Annotated in this window: 14 protein-coding genes; 2 read left to right on the top strand and 12 right to left on the bottom strand. The window is 41.0% G+C overall.

Annotated features, from left to right (window positions below; translation table 11 throughout):
• Window positions 1-17: 17 nt before the first annotated feature.
• From ACQKKK_RS17245 to ACQKKK_RS17230, 4 genes are all read right to left on the bottom strand, one after another.
• Window positions 18-1469, bottom strand: a complete 1452-nt coding sequence (locus ACQKKK_RS17245) for an aldehyde dehydrogenase family protein (RefSeq protein WP_427617601.1) — start codon at window positions 1467-1469, stop codon at window positions 18-20.
• Complete coding sequence (locus tag ACQKKK_RS17240; protein WP_427617820.1) at window positions 1462-2544, bottom strand: aromatic ring-hydroxylating oxygenase subunit alpha; 1083 nt, start codon at window positions 2542-2544, stop codon at window positions 1462-1464. Before ACQKKK_RS17240 ends, ACQKKK_RS17245 begins: the two co-directional genes overlap by 8 nt.
• Before the next feature lie 84 nt (window positions 2545-2628).
• Entirely contained in the window at window positions 2629-2877 is a 249-nt protein-coding gene (locus ACQKKK_RS17235; RefSeq protein WP_427617599.1) for a ferredoxin, read from the bottom strand.
• Between the two features lie 27 nt (window positions 2878-2904).
• A complete protein-coding gene (locus tag ACQKKK_RS17230) occupies window positions 2905-3924 on the bottom strand; it encodes an NAD(P)/FAD-dependent oxidoreductase (RefSeq protein ID WP_427617597.1) in 1020 nt (339 codons plus the stop codon).
• 278 nt (window positions 3925-4202) lie between these two features.
• Between ACQKKK_RS17230 and ACQKKK_RS17225 the strand changes: the two genes are divergently transcribed.
• Window positions 4203-5576, top strand: a complete 1374-nt coding sequence (locus tag ACQKKK_RS17225) for a sigma-54 interaction domain-containing protein (RefSeq protein WP_427617595.1) — start codon at window positions 4203-4205, stop codon at window positions 5574-5576.
• A 197-nt stretch (window positions 5577-5773) separates the two neighbouring features.
• On the opposite strand, the gene ACQKKK_RS17220 is transcribed toward ACQKKK_RS17225, so the two are convergent.
• From ACQKKK_RS17220 to ACQKKK_RS17185, 8 genes are all read right to left on the bottom strand, one after another.
• Window positions 5774-6496, bottom strand: coding sequence for an anti-sigma factor domain-containing protein (locus ACQKKK_RS17220; RefSeq protein ID WP_427617593.1), 723 nt, complete (start codon window positions 6494-6496; stop codon window positions 5774-5776).
• Window positions 6497-7051 carry an RNA polymerase sigma factor gene (locus ACQKKK_RS17215; protein ID WP_427617591.1) on the bottom strand — a complete coding sequence of 185 codons (555 nt, stop codon included), beginning with the start codon at window positions 7049-7051 and terminating at the stop codon, window positions 6497-6499.
• Window positions 7052-7129: 78 nt separating this feature from the next.
• The gene (locus ACQKKK_RS17210) at window positions 7130-7600 is read right to left on the bottom strand and encodes a hypothetical protein (RefSeq protein WP_427617589.1); all 471 of its coding nucleotides are present in this window, start codon (window positions 7598-7600) and stop codon (window positions 7130-7132) included.
• Window positions 7601-7621: 21 nt separating this feature from the next.
• On the bottom strand, window positions 7622-8398 hold the full coding sequence (locus ACQKKK_RS17205) for an extracellular solute-binding protein (protein WP_427617587.1): 777 nt from the start codon (window positions 8396-8398) through the stop codon (window positions 7622-7624).
• A gap of 288 nt (window positions 8399-8686) precedes the next feature.
• Window positions 8687-9793, bottom strand: coding sequence for a GerAB/ArcD/ProY family transporter (locus ACQKKK_RS17200; RefSeq protein ID WP_427617585.1), 1107 nt, complete (start codon window positions 9791-9793; stop codon window positions 8687-8689).
• A 59-nt stretch (window positions 9794-9852) separates the two neighbouring features.
• Window positions 9853-10074 carry a hypothetical protein gene (locus ACQKKK_RS17195; RefSeq protein ID WP_427617583.1) on the bottom strand — a complete coding sequence of 74 codons (222 nt, stop codon included), beginning with the start codon at window positions 10072-10074 and terminating at the stop codon, window positions 9853-9855.
• Window positions 10071-11306 (bottom strand): Ger(x)C family spore germination protein, encoded by a 1236-nt coding sequence (locus ACQKKK_RS17190; protein ID WP_427617581.1) that lies wholly within the window; start codon window positions 11304-11306, stop codon window positions 10071-10073. The genes ACQKKK_RS17195 and ACQKKK_RS17190 overlap by 4 nt, the downstream gene beginning before the upstream one ends.
• Window positions 11303-12895: a spore germination protein gene (locus ACQKKK_RS17185; RefSeq protein WP_427617579.1), complete on the bottom strand. Its 1593-nt coding sequence runs from the start codon at window positions 12893-12895 to the stop codon at window positions 11303-11305. Before ACQKKK_RS17185 ends, ACQKKK_RS17190 begins: the two co-directional genes overlap by 4 nt.
• A 412-nt stretch (window positions 12896-13307) precedes the next feature.
• Between ACQKKK_RS17185 and ACQKKK_RS17180 the strand changes: the two genes are divergently transcribed.
• Window positions 13308-15374 carry a Na+/H+ antiporter gene (locus ACQKKK_RS17180; RefSeq protein WP_427617577.1) on the top strand — a complete coding sequence of 689 codons (2067 nt, stop codon included), beginning with the start codon at window positions 13308-13310 and terminating at the stop codon, window positions 15372-15374.
• Window positions 15375-15747: the final 373 nt, after the last annotated feature.

Raw genomic sequence — 15747 nt, 5'->3', positions numbered from 1 at the left:
AAATGAGCTCCTCAATTTCAGTCTTGGTTCCAAACGACCAATTTCATTTCGGTCATTTCTTCCACAGCATATTTAATGCCTTCACGGCCAGTCCCGCTTTCTTTTACGCCGCCGTATGGCATTTGATCGACACGATAGGTTGGCACATCATTGATGATCACACCGCCTACATGCAATTCCCGTGAAGCGTACAATGCGTTTTTCACGTTGTTTGTGTATATCCCGGCCTGCAATCCAAACCGGGAATCATTCACTTGATCGATCGCTTCCTTCACTGAACCTACTTTATTAACAATGACCACCGGAGCAAATGCTTCCTGGCATGAAACTTTTAGCGTTTGATCCGCATCCGTAATTATTGTCGGTTCAAGAATGTCACCTTGCAATTTGCCCCCTGCTGCGATTGTTGCCTTACTTCCTTTAGTTTCATCAATCCAGCCCAGTACACGGGCAGCTTCCCCTTTGGAGATTAGGGAGGAAATATACGTATCCGGATCCAATGGGTCGCCAATTCTAAGTTTTTTGGCGGCTGCAGTGAACTTTTCGACAAATTCTTCATACACTTCTTCATGTGCATACACACGTTGCAGTGAAATACAGACTTGCCCCTGATTGGAGAAAGCACCCATTATGCAACGATCGATAATTTTATCGATATCTATGTCTTTATCAATGATTAATGCCGAGTTCGAGCCAAGTTCCAGGGTGGTCTTTTTCAGACCCGCTTTGTTGCGGATGCCGATTCCAACGCTTGGGCTGCCTGTGAATGTGACCATGCTTACTTGATCGTTTTCTACAATCGCTTCTCCGACCGTACTGCCCGGACCCGTCACTACATTTAATACGCCAGCCGGCAGACCCGCTTTTTCAAAAATTTCTGCGATGAAAAGTGCGGAAAGCGGTGTTTGCGAAGCTGGCTTCAAAACAATGGTGTTCCCTGCAGCAATCGCCGGTCCGACTTTATGCGCCACTAAGTTCATCGGGAAGTTAAACGGGGTGATGGCACCAATGACCCCGATTGGCTCTCTTAACGTGTAACCAATTCGGCCAACCCCGCCTTTGGCCGCATCAAATGGAATCGTTTCACCGTGAATCCTTTTAGCTTCTTCAGCCGAGAACTTATACGTTTCGATGGTCCTTCCAACTTCCGCTTTTGCGAACATGATCGGTTTGGCAGATTCACGAGATATGATTTCTGCCGCTTCATCAGCATTCTCGATTAATAAAGTGACAGCCTTCTCCAATATATCCGCCCTTTGATAAGCAGGCATTTTTGCCATGACTTCGCGTGCATTGTAGGCGGCTGCAATCGCCTTTTCCGTCAGCTCTTTATCCGCCATGGCAATTTGGGCGATTTCTTCCCCCGAATAAGGCGAATATAGCGGAGCATAGCTTACCGTTTCCATTTTTTCACCATTGATCATCAAATATTGTTTCATTGATTTGAATTGATCCGCTAATTTATTCATTTAGGGCCTCCAATACCATTTCATGAAATTGAACAATTGCTTTTTCAGAAGAAGAATATCTGCCTTTGTTAAAGGCACGGGAGCGGAAACCTATTTGTTCCAGCTCTATAAGTTCCACATCTTCCTGTCGGACTTGTTCGGCAAACGTAACAAGATCTTTCTCTTCCTGAGTCAAATTCTCATCGCGGAAATAATATGTGTAAACAGCCAAAGTCGTTTCGTGATCAATTGGAACCATTTGAATGGTTGCCATATTTCCGGGACCTGGATAAATGGTCAACATCAAGTTTGGCCACAGCCAGAAAAAGGAGCCACCTTGCATTTCCGCCTGATTTAAATCGACCGTTCCATAATTTTTATCCGGTTTAACGATCGAACCTTGCAGTGAATAGTTATCGCAAGTAATGATTTGGTAATCATCCATATCAAGTGCTGCAACAAAGCTTGGATGAGCTACATGGCAATGGTCACATTCTAAATAGTTATCTATGAACGCTTTCCAGTTTGCCTTGATCACCCTCGTTTTTTGGCTTGTTCTTTTTAACTCGCTTAAAAACGGGTATTTACTTAAACGGTCAAAGAAATCGCCGTAAGATTCGCTAAGCGGTTTCGCATTATCATCCAAGTTTACAAAAATTAAAGATTCCATGATTTCCATGCGAACGGAGCGTAAACAGGCATCTTGTACACAGGCTTCATCTTCGCCTTTAAAATTCGGAGCTTTGTTCAATTTCCCATCCAATTTGAACGTCCAACCATGATAACTGCATTGTAAAATTTTCTTCTTGCCTGATTCACTTTTTTCAAGCTTAGTCGCACGATGCGGACAAACGTTATAAAAAGCGCGGATCACCTCGTCCTGGCCGCGGTTCACTATGATTGGCTCGTTGGCTACTTCTGTCGTAAAGAATGATCCCACTTTTTCCAATTGGCTGACATGACCTACAAGCTGCCAAGATTTAGAGAATACTAGATCGATTTCCTTTTCGAGAACTTTCGGGTCTGTGTATTTGTCATATGTCAATGTTCTTTCAAATGTACGATTTGTTACATTTTCCACTTTGTTATAAGCCATCATTCATTTCCCCCTAAAAAATGATTACAAGCATTCCAGTCATACTGGTAGATTGGTATTTCTTAATTGATCCAACCTTCCGCTTCAACCGGCTGTCACTGGTATATTGGCGAAAGGTTCTGTGGCCAACTTAATCGAATCTGTCGGACAACCATCAAAAGCATCTTCCAAGTCCTCCTCCAGATCTTCGGATACTTCGGTTATTCCTGTGTTGGCATCCAGGATTGAAAAAGCGATTCCTTCATCGTTATAATCGAAAATTTCCGGTGCAGTCGCTCCACATGCCCCGCAAGCGATACATGTCTCCTGGTCAACTACTGTGTATTTAGCCATGTGGTTTCCCTCCCCCCATTTATATAATTAAACGGACGTTGTGCTTTTCTCTTTTCCTCCCATTGTGCTCGTGCTGTGCAGCGGCTGAACTTTCGCACTCGGGTCGATATGAACTTTTGCATTACTTACTGCTGTAGGCGCTTCACCAAACCCGCTGGCAATCAGCTTCACCTTACCTTCGTACGTGCAAATATCCCCTGCGGCGTATATGCCTTTGATATTCGTTTCCATTTTAGAATTGACAACAATGGAATTGTTTTCAATTTCAAGACCCCAATCCTTTATTGGCCCTATTGATGATACGAATCCATAATTGACTAGAACGTCATCGACTTCCAATTCAAGCGACTTTCCACTCTTCGCATCCGTCACAATCACTTTTTCTATATTTTCATCTCCGATCAATTCGGCTGGGAGATAAGGAGTCAAGACCTCCACATTGGATTGTTTCAAACGCTCTACACTGTGTTCATGGGCACGAAATTTATCCCTGCGATGAATGAGTGTCACTTTTTCCGCTATCGGTTCAAGCATTAGCGACCAGTCGACTGCCGAATCACCGCCACCGAACACAACCACTTTCTTATCAGCGAATTGACTCATATTTTGGACGAAATAATGAAGGTTGGCATTTTCAAACCTTTCTTCGCCTTCCATTTTTAGTTTCCGTGGCTGGAATGCCCCGTTACCAGCAGTGATGATTATTGCTTTCGTATAATGTGTTTCTTCGGATGTCGTAATGGCAAACAACCCGTCCGAAGTACGAACAATGGTCTCTACAGATTGATTAAGACAAATATCCGTTTTGAATTGGCCCATTTGTTCCAGTAATCGATTGATGAGCTCTTGGGCCTGTATTTTCGGGAACCCTGCAATATCATAAATATATTTTTCAGGGTACAAAGCAGATAGCTGCCCTCCCAATTGTGGGAGACTTTCGATAATTTTCACTGAAGCTTGGCGCATTCCCGCATAAAAAGCGGTAAATAAACCAACCGGTCCTCCACCGATAATAGTGATATCAGAGATCTCAAACTTTTCTTCCAAACTCATTCCCCCCTAGATGTCTTACACTAGAATTCTGCTATGCTAAGATGTCGATTCATGCAATAATTATTGACATGCAAACCTAGCCAATTGCAATTTAACCAATTGATAATTTTATATAATGCAATATGCGTGCCAACCTAGGAAACCGCCCTTAATAAACAAAATATTTAGAATTTTTTTTAAAAACGCTATCATTTCGAGTTATAATAAACTCAAAATTGATGAAACCTTAATCAAAATTCACTCATTCCCTTTTGAAAAGTGAGGATTACCCTATGAAAAGTACGAATTCTACTGACAGTGTCGAGATGACGCTCCAAACTCTATTAAAAATTCTTGATCATTCCTCAGATGAGATTTTCGTCCTTGACGGCGAAAAGCGGATTCTTTACGTCAACAAGGCATGTGAGCGCCATTATGGGCTGAAACCTACTGATGTCATTGGCAAATATAATGTGGACTTATTTGAAAAAGGGTACTGGAAACCCTCCATCGTGCCTGAAGTATTTAAAAGGAAAAAACCTTGCTACATGAAACAACAAACGTATATCGGGGCTGAATTGATGACATCAGCGATTCCAATTTTAAATGATGCGGGGGAAATTGAACTGGTCGTCACTACATCGACAGAAACCCAAACGTATAAAATGTTAAAAGCAAATGAAGCTAGTGGTGAGTCAAAAGTCACTCAAGACGAAGATGAAACGGGGAGGTTCATTACTAACAGCGGTAAAATCAACCGCATCCTCACTTTTTGTGAAAAAGTGGCGCCGACCGATTCTACGATATTAATCCAGGGGGAATCCGGAACAGGAAAAGGAGTGCTTGCCCATTTCATCCACCGGATCAGTAAGCGGAAAAGCAAACCTTTCCTGACGATCAACTGTGCAGCCATACCGGATGAGCTGCTCGAATCTGAACTATTCGGCTATTCAAAAGGTGCTTTTACCGGTGCGAACAAAACTGGAAAACTCGGATTGATTGAATCCGCAGATGGAGGCACTGTCTTTCTTGATGAAATCGGGGAAATACCGCTTGCTCTCCAGGCAAAGCTTCTCCAAGTAATCCAGGACAAACAATTCATTCCCGTCGGCGGCAATGAAATGAAAAAAGTAGACATCCGCATCGTCGCGGCCACAAACCAGAACTTAATAGAAATGGTCAATGATAAAAAATTCCGGGAAGATTTATTTTACCGTTTGAATGTGATTGATATTCAATTGCCTCCATTGCGGGAACGCAAGGAAGATATTATTCCCCTTACTTACAATTTTTTAAATAAGTTCAATGAAAGATATCAGGAAAATAAAGTCATCTCAGAAGAATGCTTGAACCTATTAATTCATTATTCATGGCCAGGCAATGTACGCCAGCTCGAAAACTTGATTGAACGGTTGGTCTTAATAAGTGACTCAGTCATCCTTATGGCCGACTTGCCTGAAATGATTACCGAAAACGTTGAACAAGTCACACAGATTGATCTCCCCACTTCTCTCGATAAAGCACTTGATGAAACGAAACGGATATTGATCAGGAAATCTTACCAAACATACAAATCATCAAGGAAAGTCGCGAAGGACCTCTCTATCAGTCAAACGAAAGCTTCGGCATTGATCCGGGAGTACTGTTGGGATTTAATGAATAAATAGGTATCATGAAAAGGACAATGTTTGTCTAACCTTAAACAAGTCCATTTGCCCCCAACCGAAGCATGCTGGTTATTCGCTTCTAGTGATCGATAGTGAATGGTAAACACTTATATTCCAATTCGTATTTCACTTAGCTATTAAATTCAGGTTCGAACAGAAAATAAGAGACTTCCCTTTTGCGGGCAAGTCTCTTATTTTTATGAAGATCCAACTATTTTTTCACCTCTCGGCTTTGTACTATTTGAATCTGGTTCTTTTGTGATGCCAATTTGATTGAATTGATCATTAATGGACAGTTTGTATGTCAACGATCCTGTACCTGCTTCATCAGGCTTGAAGGTTCCTGCATTTGTCCGTTTTCCATCTTTCAGCAACCATACCTGATACACCTCGGATTCTTGAAGGCTAGGCAAATTCTGAATCTGAACGATTAACCTTCTTTCTTCCCCTTGCTGCAAAATAAATGCAGCACCGTCCGTATTCATCTTTATAGCCGACTTATCAGCAGGCTGCAAAGATAGTGACGTTTTAACCTCCATTGGCAGATTGATGGCTGCAAGTTCTTTTTTTAGTTGAATATTGGAATACAACATCACAAACGCCAAAACTAGAGTGGCCAGCAAGATACCTGAAGTTACGGGTGTAAACTGCTTAAGGAAAAAACTACTCCATTTCTTTTCCTTAAGCACCGGAATTTCATTATTAGGCTCAAAAACAAAATTCATAACCTCTGATTTCAGAGAAGAAGAAGGTTCTATTTCTTCGAAATCCCATTTCAATGAATTCCAGGCTTCCGTCATTTGTTCATACTCCCTAATGCATTCAGAGCAATGAATTAAGTGTTCCGCGAATGCCTTTTTTTCTTTTTCCCCCAGTTCACCCGATAAAAATGAAAGCAGGTTAACGCATTCTGTATTCATTTACAAACCACCTACTTCCAAATGCTTTTTCAACTGTTTAAGCGACTGATGAAGTCTGCTTTTGATGGTACCGACCGGTTCATTTTCAATTTTGGCAATTTCCGTTAGCGAATACCCTTTCCAATACAGTAAATCGATCAGTCTTTTTTGCGGCTTGCTTAATTTACTTTTTGCATCGGCAATTTCACTGGATAATAGCCCATTTTCTATATCATTATTCGGATCTTCCATGTCAATTGGATGGCTCATGTCCATTTGTTTGTTATTCCGAATATGAACACTGTCTTTACGGGCATAATCCACACATACATTCCGTGTAACGGTCAAAAGCCAGCTTACAAAGTGCCCCTTTTCGGAATTATAACTGCTTTTTGTGGTCCAGAGCTTTAAAAAGACCAACTGCACTATCTCTTTTGTTTTTTCAGCATTTCCATTTGTGAATTTAAAAATAAAACCATAGATTAATTTAATATGCCGGTCATAAAGTTCTTCCAGGGCAGGACGATGCTTTTTCATTACTAATGCCATCAATTCCTTATCAAGTTTTTCTTTCAATCGCACCTGCAACTCCTCACCAAGTAAATTTGGAAAACGAACAACAGGAACGACCACCAGTGATCGTCCCTTTTTTTCTTATTTTGGAAAAACCGTCTCATTATTTACAATATACCAAACATTTTTCACTCCTTCACCATTGACCTCCCCCGCTACCTTATCATTCACAAAATAGTAGAGTGGAAATCCTTTGTACGTTACCTGCTCTTCCGCTGTATCTTCCCTTTTAATGGTTCCAAAGTCTTTTTCCTCAAATCCCTTAGGGACAGCAAAATCCCTTTCCATGAACGGCGGCCATTTTTCCAGACATTCATCCGCACAATTGCTTTTTCCAGATTTATCGTTTTTGAAAAAGTAAAGTGTCATTCCCTTGGAATCAGCCAAGTATTCGCCTATTTTTTCACTTTCCAATAATTTTAGGGTTATTGCTTTTTCATCGGCAGTACCACTAACAACTTGATTCTTTTTGGGTGAATCTTTCGCTTCATTCCCACAAGCCACCAAAACTAGTACCATCATTAATACCGAAAAAACCATCCACTTTTTCATACACTCTCACTCCTCGCTATTCTACTTCCATCCCCATTTTTGAAATACTTGATGGGATTCTTCCGTTTTAAGATAGTCAATAAATTGTTTTGCCTTTTTCTTGTTTTCACTCTTACTTGTTATGCTTACCGGAGTTCCCCTATATAGCTTGTCTTCCTCAGGGAGTTGAACCAGGTCCGTCACATCCGACAGACGGTAATGCCAGGATTCATATGTTATCCAAGCGTCGAATTTAGAATTTGCCTTCCATAGATCGATAGCTTCTGCACTGGACTTTACTGAAATGGCAATATTCCTGCTAATTCCAGAAATAACTCCTTTTCTTCCCGCCAAATCTTCCCATAGCCCCAGTTGCCCGGCTCCATTAACATCCACAATCTTTACGCCCTTCTTCGTTAAATCCTCCAAAGACTGTATATTCTTTGGGTTTCCTTTTCTAACCAGAATTCCAGCTGCCCTCGAATACAATTCAGTAAGGCTCTTTTCATTAATGATGCCTGGATGATTAAGCATGAAATCAGTTAGCATATACTCGGAACCCCCGTAAATGATATCGGCATCCTGCTTGGCTTGATCAATCCATTTTTCTTCGGGTCCCGCTGTTACCTCAACTTTTATTCCCGTTTCTTTGGTGAATTGCTCCGCTACTTCCTTGATTGGTCCAAGAGGGCCACCTGGACCGTATACTTTTACGACATCGTTGACTGTTTGCCCCGGTTTCGAATCCATTTCCGTTGAAAATCCTACCAAGACTAACATCAATGATATCCACCCAACAAAAATGACCTTTTTCTTCATTTCTTTCTTCTCTCCTTTCTAAAAAAACCTCTGTACTATAGATAACGGGACAAACATTAAAACGGTTTGAAAAAATTGTTTTTTTAGGTCTTCAATAAATAATGAACACTATTTTTTTGGTCTATAACGAACATCACCCTACTGCCAAATAATCTGGTAAAATGATCGTCAGCGATTCTCTTTTTTCCCTCATAACAAAAAAACCATTCGAAAAGGTATCTTTTCCGAATGGGGCATACTTTAATTACATACTCTTTTTAGGTCTCTTAAACCAAGTGACAGAAAAGGTTAGCTTGAATTGCTTCCCTTACTCTGTCCATTTTTTTTACGAATAACAGCTATCACCAATAATAAAAGCGGAATGATGGTTTGCATTAAAATTCCTTGAAAAGGGTAGACGTTGATATCATTACGATTAACATCCATAGAGCTAGGAAACGACCAAAAACCGAATTCCACTATCAAAATCCCTATCGGCCATACAACAGGCCGATAGCTGGAGAGATTAAGCCACTGGGCAGTACCCAATGCAGCCGCATAATAAAACACGGAAATTTTGACAAACGCCCCTACTATCCATACGGCCATGACGGCTGACTCCAAATGTTCAAAAAAGTCGCCGATGCTGATATATCGAGATACATTCATCAGGGGATAAACCTTGGTGGCTGTTGTTGACCCGAGTACAAAAAGAACCATAAGATTCACCACCATTAACGTCATCATCACGGCAAAAACAGTCATCATCCCGGATTTCATTCCTTTTTTCATATCAGCTAAAAAAGGGAGGAGAAAAATGATCAGGAAAAACTCGCTGAACCATCCCCCCGGTGCAATCGCACCCTTGATTGGAGGCATAATTCCATTTCCCAATATCGGGAATATATTTTTGAATTCAAGATCAGGGATCAGTAAGATGATTAGGACACAGATTGGCAAAATAAATACAGGTACAAAAAATTCAGCAGCTCTCCCCAACACTTCAATACCCCCGCGTACGATGAAGGCACACAGAAGCACCATCGATGCCATGATTACGCTAATCGGGGTATTTACCAGAAAAGAGTCGACAACAAATTCTCCGTAACTTCTGAGGATCAGCCCCGTGTTCTGGATATAAAAAAACAAGAATAAAAAACCGAGAATTTTCCCCGGAATCACCCCAATAATCCGTTCACTTAATTGGATCACCGTTTGTTTCGGATAAAGCTTGTGCAGTTTAAAAGCGATATACACCGTCAGACACCCTATAAGCGCAGCAAAAATGGGGGAAAGCCATAAATCATTTTTGGCATATTTCGCTGTTATGCTTGGAACCCCGAGAAGAGCCGTTGCTACAATCGTCGGATACATCATGAGTGCCATCTGCAGTGATGAAATTTTTCCTTTCTCCATTAACTTTCTCCTTTCCGTTACGGTATGGAAAATTGAAATCACGAAACCCACTGTTTGTTTTACTTTTCCATAAACTCTCCAAACGGCTTAAAAAGAGCTTCGATCCATTTAGACGGTCCTGTCACCTGCGGGAGATTGAACATGGACAGAACCAAGCCGATGAGGAGAAGTGATATAAATGCCCGTTTGTCTATTTTGGGATTTTGTTTCATTTTCGGCCATTCAAACAAAATGATTATAGCTACAATCACGGTTGTATACAAAAGAGCCACCCATTTCACTTGTCCTTCACCTCGTTTTCAGACACCCCCGCCGGTTTGTTTATATAGCCCTGTCGGCGAATATTGGCATTAACATCGATTTCCACTTCCATCTCTGCGAATACCTCATTCCATTGGTTTTCAACCTTATTAAACTGGTTAGGATATTTCCGGTAGAATACCTTACCTAAACCCAAAATGTCCGCTTTCTTCTGCTGAGTCTGCTTAAAAGCCAGTAAAATACGCTTTTCTATACCCTTTTGATAGGCTTCTTCTGCAACCTTTATTGAGTTGGGACTTGAAAGGTTTAAATTCGTTTCATTCTGTATGACAGTTCCTTCCGTATTAATCTTCACTAACAATTTCCATTTGTCATTGATAATTTGCGGAATGATCTTTATTTGCGCTGACACTGGACTTAATGATATCTCCCCTTTCACGCCTTTTGGTTTTATGGAAACAGTGTATGATTCCATTTCATCCCTTAACCACAATAGCCCTCTAGTTTCCTTTTCCGTCATCGTCCCAGTCATCTTATCTTTTTTGAACACGGCTGTTCCGACAATGTAAGGAATCCCCTGTAAATTCTTTTCCCCTTTCTCTGGCGGCAATATTTTAATGAATGGAAGTACGGCAGCTTGAGGTTTACCCGTTAACATTTCATCCAATTTCTGTAGTGTGACCAGCATTCCAATATGTAAATCAGATAATTCCTTAAGCACTTTCGCTGAATAGCTTTCCAGCGGAGGAACTGATTCAAGTATAGGCTTCGCTTTCCCTTCACTGACATACACATTCGCTCTTTCCCTTGGCTGCGGATGGCGCAGCAAAAAATCAAGCTGTTCCTGTATCCCTTCCTTGGCTAACTGTTCACCGAATACAAATACTTTACAATGTCCCCAAAATATTTTTCGCGGAATCTTGCTTTGGAGCTTTGACAATGCCTCTGAAATATTGGACCCTATTTCTGTTCTCACCAGCGTCGTAGCCCCGCTCCCTCCTTGACTTGGTCCTCCTTGGCCCCCTCCGCTGCTCATTGATTTGGGGATGAAAACCTGGATGGATAGTTCGATTTGATTATTATCCTTCTTATCGATGGCAGCCGCTGTGACAATCGCCAAATCATTGACTTCCACTCGATCCCAGCAACCGCTCACTATCGGGTTCATTGCTATCAAAAGAATGACCATTTTCTTGAATTGATTCCTTTTTACGTTCTCCAGCATCTTTATTGGGTCCCTGACATTCTTCATTCCTTTTCACTTCCCCCTTTTGGTTTTGGCCCCTGTTCAGGTGGCTGACGGTATAGGTCAGGATTCCCTGTGAGGTGCGGACGTGTATCCATCATCCACCAAGGAGCCCTCCACAGCACATCTTTCAGCTCCCTACCTTTTAACGGACCAAATGGCGTTAAATAGGGAACGCCAAAGGAACGCAAGCTGCATAAGTGAATGACTATGGCAATGATCCCCATCATGATGCCGAGCAGCCCTAATGTACCGGCAAGCAGCATCATTGGGAAACGCAGCATCCGGATAGCGATTCCTGCAATATAACGGGGAACCATAAAAGACGCGATTCCCGTGATTGCAACCACTATGACCATTGGTGCCGAAACCAAGCCAGCTTGAACGGAGGCCTGACCAATCACGAGCGCGCCAACAATGCTGACAGCGGAACCTACCTGCTTCGGCAGTCGGACCCCAGCCTCTCTCAGGGCTTCAAAGGTAACCTCCATTATCAATGCCTCTACTACGGCTGGAAAAGGAACCGATTCCCGGGATGCAGCCATGCTTAGCAGCAATGCAGTTGGGACTGCCTCTTGGTGGAACGTCAAAATGGCAACATATAAGGACGGAAGCATAAGGGATAATAACATGAAAAAAAAACGCAACCAACGAATGAAAGTGCCCATCATGAAACGTTGATAATAATCCTCTTGTGATTGAATCAAAGAAAAAAAGGATATCGGAGCAATTAGCGTAAAGGGCGTTCCCTCTACTAGAATGACAGCCCGTCCTTCGAGCATGCTTGAACAGGCTACATCCGGCCGTTCTGTCGACATGATCTGCGGGAAGGGTGAAAACGGATTGTCCTCAATCATTTCCTCGATATACCCGCTTTCCAAAATACCGTCTAGCTCGATTCTTTCTAAACGAACCGTAATCTCCTTAATCAAGGATTTATCCACAAGTCCTTCGATATAAGCAATCGCTACATTCGTGTTAGTATATTTCCCGATTTTCATCGACTGTATTTTAAGTGCAGGACTTTTAATGATCCTCCGTAATTGAGAGGTACTGATGACAAGAGATTCATTGAACCCCTCTCTCGAGCCCCTAATTCCCCCCTCTGCGACAGGTTCTTCAATTGCCCGATTTTCCCATTTGGACAATCCTAAAGAAAACCCATCTCCCTCCCCTTCATATAGAAGGATGGGATTCCCCGCAGAAATCGATTCAATGCAATCCGCTAGCATATTCACTCTTTTCACTTTAGTAACGGGCATTTTATGCTCAAGAAACTCATTTAATGGCCGTGATACACTCGTGGATTCCTGCATGAGTGGAGATAGAACATATTCCTCTATCCCTTCAATGTCCGAAAGACCTTCAATGTAGATAAGCATGGCCCGCGTCTTTCCGAAAAGTAAGAATGGACGGAAGATGACATCCGAACAATTATCATAAACAGAACGAAGTGTTTCTACATTTTGACTGAAATTCGCATCAAGTATATCTGCCGGCTTAGAATCTTGGTGATTATTTTGTATCCGGGATTTTTTCCCTTTCGATTTACTTAACAATTTGCCCACATTACGAATCAAGCTGGTTACCCCCATTTTTTTGCAGGTCGCTCTAACTCCATTTTTCTATGTTTCTTCATAAAGGGTATTTTATACAGAAAATCCTGAGACTAACATAAATTTAATTTTCATTTAAGCAGTTTTAAAGGGTAAATAACTATTGAATAAACCAAAATCATTTGGATATCCTGTTTGTAATAAATGACAAGGGGGTATCAAAAACCGTGGCTACACATTGGCTGATCTTACATATCACTGTTTAGTATTCTGGTTCCTGAACAAGATTCAAGAATAACTATAAAAGGGTTTCTTAAAATAAAAATCTAACTTATAAAGTAGGGGTTATTTTTTAAAGGATTATAATCGCTTTAAATGCCTCTGCTTTTTTACCTTTTATAAAAGTTTCATGGGCACTAAAGACTAAAACATTAGAAGATAGGAGGATTCTATGTCATTCTTAATCGCTTTGCTCGGATTATTGGTTTCCACAATAATTGCAACCATATTGAATGCCATATGGCCTCGTTTTCCGCTTCCAATATATCAGATAGTCATGGGAGCAGTACTTTCATTGTTACCACTTCACTTATCGTTGGATTTCCATTCAGAATTATTTATGATCTGTGTTATTGCTCCGCTGCTCTTTACAGAAGGAAAAAATACATCCCGTAAAGAAATGCTTGAATTGCGTAAGCCTATTCTGTTATTGGCCTTTGGGTTAGTATTTGTGACTGTTTTTGCAGGAGGTTTTTTCATCCACTGGTTAATACCGGATATGCCGATGGCCGTTGCTTTTGCTTTAGCAGCCACAATTACCCCTACGGATGCGGTAGCGGTACAATCGATTACAAAAGGATTGAAATTGCCAGGAAATATGATGCCCATCCTTGAAGGTGAATCACTTTTCAATGATGCTGCTGGAATCGTTGCTTTTAAAGTTGCCCTGGCAGCTGCCTTAACTGGAGTATTTTCTATAAAAGATGCTTCGCTTAATTTTATATTTGTAGCTTTCGGCGGGATCTTTATAGGTATCATATTGGGCTATTTAATCGTTAAATTACGATTATTTTTACGGGTACATGGACTTGAAGAAATCCCCATGTCTATTGTTATTGAGCTAATTACGCCTTTTGTCATATATATGGTAGCTGAAGAATGCCATGTTTCCGGAATCTTGGCAGTTGTTGCAGCAGGTGTAATTCATGGCATCGAGCGGGATCGCCTTCAGAGTTCCACAACTAAATTGCAAATAGTATCAACTAATACATGGTCTGTATTAGGTTATGTTTTGAATGGACTTGTATTTGCTTTGTTAGGGTTTATGTTGCCGAGTGTTTATCAGGAAATTGAGTCCAACTTAAATAGGGGTAACCTTTTTGGGATAAGTGTCTTGATTGTTCTTTTATTATTGGTGATCCGTTTTATTTGGGTATACATTCTGCATGATACTTTTACGAAAAACAGAGTGCATCCATTAGAGCAATTCATTATGTCCAGGGTTCATCCAGAAGATAGCAAAGACACCGATGAGGAGAATGTATCAAGATCACGATTTGCATTTCTGACATCCGTTTGCGGCATTCATGGAACCATTACATTAGCTACAGCTTTATCCATACCATATTTTATGCCGGATGATACTTTATTCCCGATGCGTAATACAGTTTTGTTTATCGCAGCTTGCGTTATATTGTTAAGCGTCACATTTGCTACGGTTCTCTTGCCATTACTGGTCAAGACACCGATTGAATTCAAGGATGAACGCCTAACCTCTGAGGAGGCTTATAAAATTGTTTTAAATAAGACGATCAATCAGCTGAGCAAAGAAGCAACAATGGATAATCAGAAAGCGGTCCATCAAGTAATGGAAGATTTAAATGAACAACTGATAGATTTGGAACGGGGAATAACGAAAAGACCGGATAATCGGACTATACGCGATTTAGTGAAGCTAGGGGCCAGTAAGGAATTGGACGTCGTTTCTGGATTAGTCGAAAAAGGGACTATATCTAAAACAGCCTTTGACCTTTATAAAGTCTATATTTCCAGAACCTTAAATTATATGCAAAAATCATCCCTGAAAAGGATTTGGATCAATTTGCAGGCCATTCTTTTCAAGAAAAAGATCAATGTCAAATGGGATAAGAAATGGGAAGCGAAATTAGAGGACTCCATCGTTAAAAATGCGGACCTGATCCGGGAGTTCCGTAAAGCGCAAAAAGAAGCTTCAAAGGAAGCCATTTTATTGATCCAACAACAAACTACACCTGAAAACCGTCATGAAGTCATGCTTGTCATTCAAAGATATAATCGTTATTTGAATCCATTCGGAACATTAAGTGAAAAAGAAGCAAATCGCCTTGAAGAGATGGTGGGTCATTTTCAGTTGAATGCGATGCAACTCAAACGCGATATCATTCAGCAAATGGTTGAAGATGAGCAAATATCCATGCAAACAGCAACTGAGCTTAGACAAAACTTAATCTATGATGAAATGATAATGATACAAAATTGATAAATTATAAAGAGACACTGATACAACAGGAGATCGGTGTCTCTTTATTTAAATCCAAAGGGGGGGTGAATGCCACAGGAAAAATGAAATGAGAGACCTGCTATAGATCGAGCAGGTATTAGGGCTTTCATGGGAAAACCAGAAGATTTCAGTTTAAGTTGGTACGGACTCTTCATGTCATCTGTTCCCATTATTCTTTTTGGGGTTCTTGTTTGGTCACAATTGTAGAAGTTAAATCACCGTTTTGCAGATTTAAGAGAGCTTCCCCTTTTTATTGTAAAAGCCGTAGTTGATACAGGTATCATGAAGCCGGCGGTGTATAAAAATGTCTTTCTGTCGGTTTATTTTTTTCTTACGTTACTCTAACTGATCA

The sequence above is a fragment of the Peribacillus sp. NPDC006672 genome, assembly GCF_050274955.1.
In the GTDB taxonomy this organism is placed as follows: Bacteria; Bacillota; Bacilli; order Bacillales; family DSM-1321; genus Peribacillus.
The sequence above is the reverse complement of the archived record's forward strand: the minus strand, read 5'-3'. Positions and strand labels throughout refer to the sequence as shown.

Bases quoted from the DNA above. Each gene is read 5' to 3' on its own strand.
- ACQKKK_RS17245 (WP_427617601.1), bottom strand. From the start codon at position 1,469: ATGAATAAATTAGCGGATCAATTCAAATCAATGAAACAATATTTGATG.
- ACQKKK_RS17240 (WP_427617820.1), bottom strand. From the start codon at position 2,544: ATGGCTTATAACAAAGTGGAAAATGTAACAAATCGTACATTTGAAAGA.
- ACQKKK_RS17235 (WP_427617599.1), bottom strand. From the start codon at position 2,877: ATGGCTAAATACACAGTAGTTGACCAGGAGACATGTATCGCTTGCGGG.
- ACQKKK_RS17225 (WP_427617595.1), top strand. From the start codon at position 4,203: ATGAAAAGTACGAATTCTACTGACAGTGTCGAGATGACGCTCCAAACT.
- ACQKKK_RS17220 (WP_427617593.1), bottom strand. From the start codon at position 6,496: ATGAATACAGAATGCGTTAACCTGCTTTCATTTTTATCGGGTGAACTG.
- ACQKKK_RS17210 (WP_427617589.1), bottom strand. From the start codon at position 7,600: ATGAAAAAGTGGATGGTTTTTTCGGTATTAATGATGGTACTAGTTTTG.
- ACQKKK_RS17205 (WP_427617587.1), bottom strand. From the start codon at position 8,398: ATGAAGAAAAAGGTCATTTTTGTTGGGTGGATATCATTGATGTTAGTC.
- ACQKKK_RS17200 (WP_427617585.1), bottom strand. From the start codon at position 9,793: ATGGAGAAAGGAAAAATTTCATCACTGCAGATGGCACTCATGATGTAT.
- ACQKKK_RS17190 (WP_427617581.1), bottom strand. From the start codon at position 11,306: ATGAAGAATGTCAGGGACCCAATAAAGATGCTGGAGAACGTAAAAAGG.
- ACQKKK_RS17185 (WP_427617579.1), bottom strand. From the start codon at position 12,895: ATGGGGGTAACCAGCTTGATTCGTAATGTGGGCAAATTGTTAAGTAAA.
- ACQKKK_RS17180 (WP_427617577.1), top strand. From the start codon at position 13,308: ATGTCATTCTTAATCGCTTTGCTCGGATTATTGGTTTCCACAATAATT.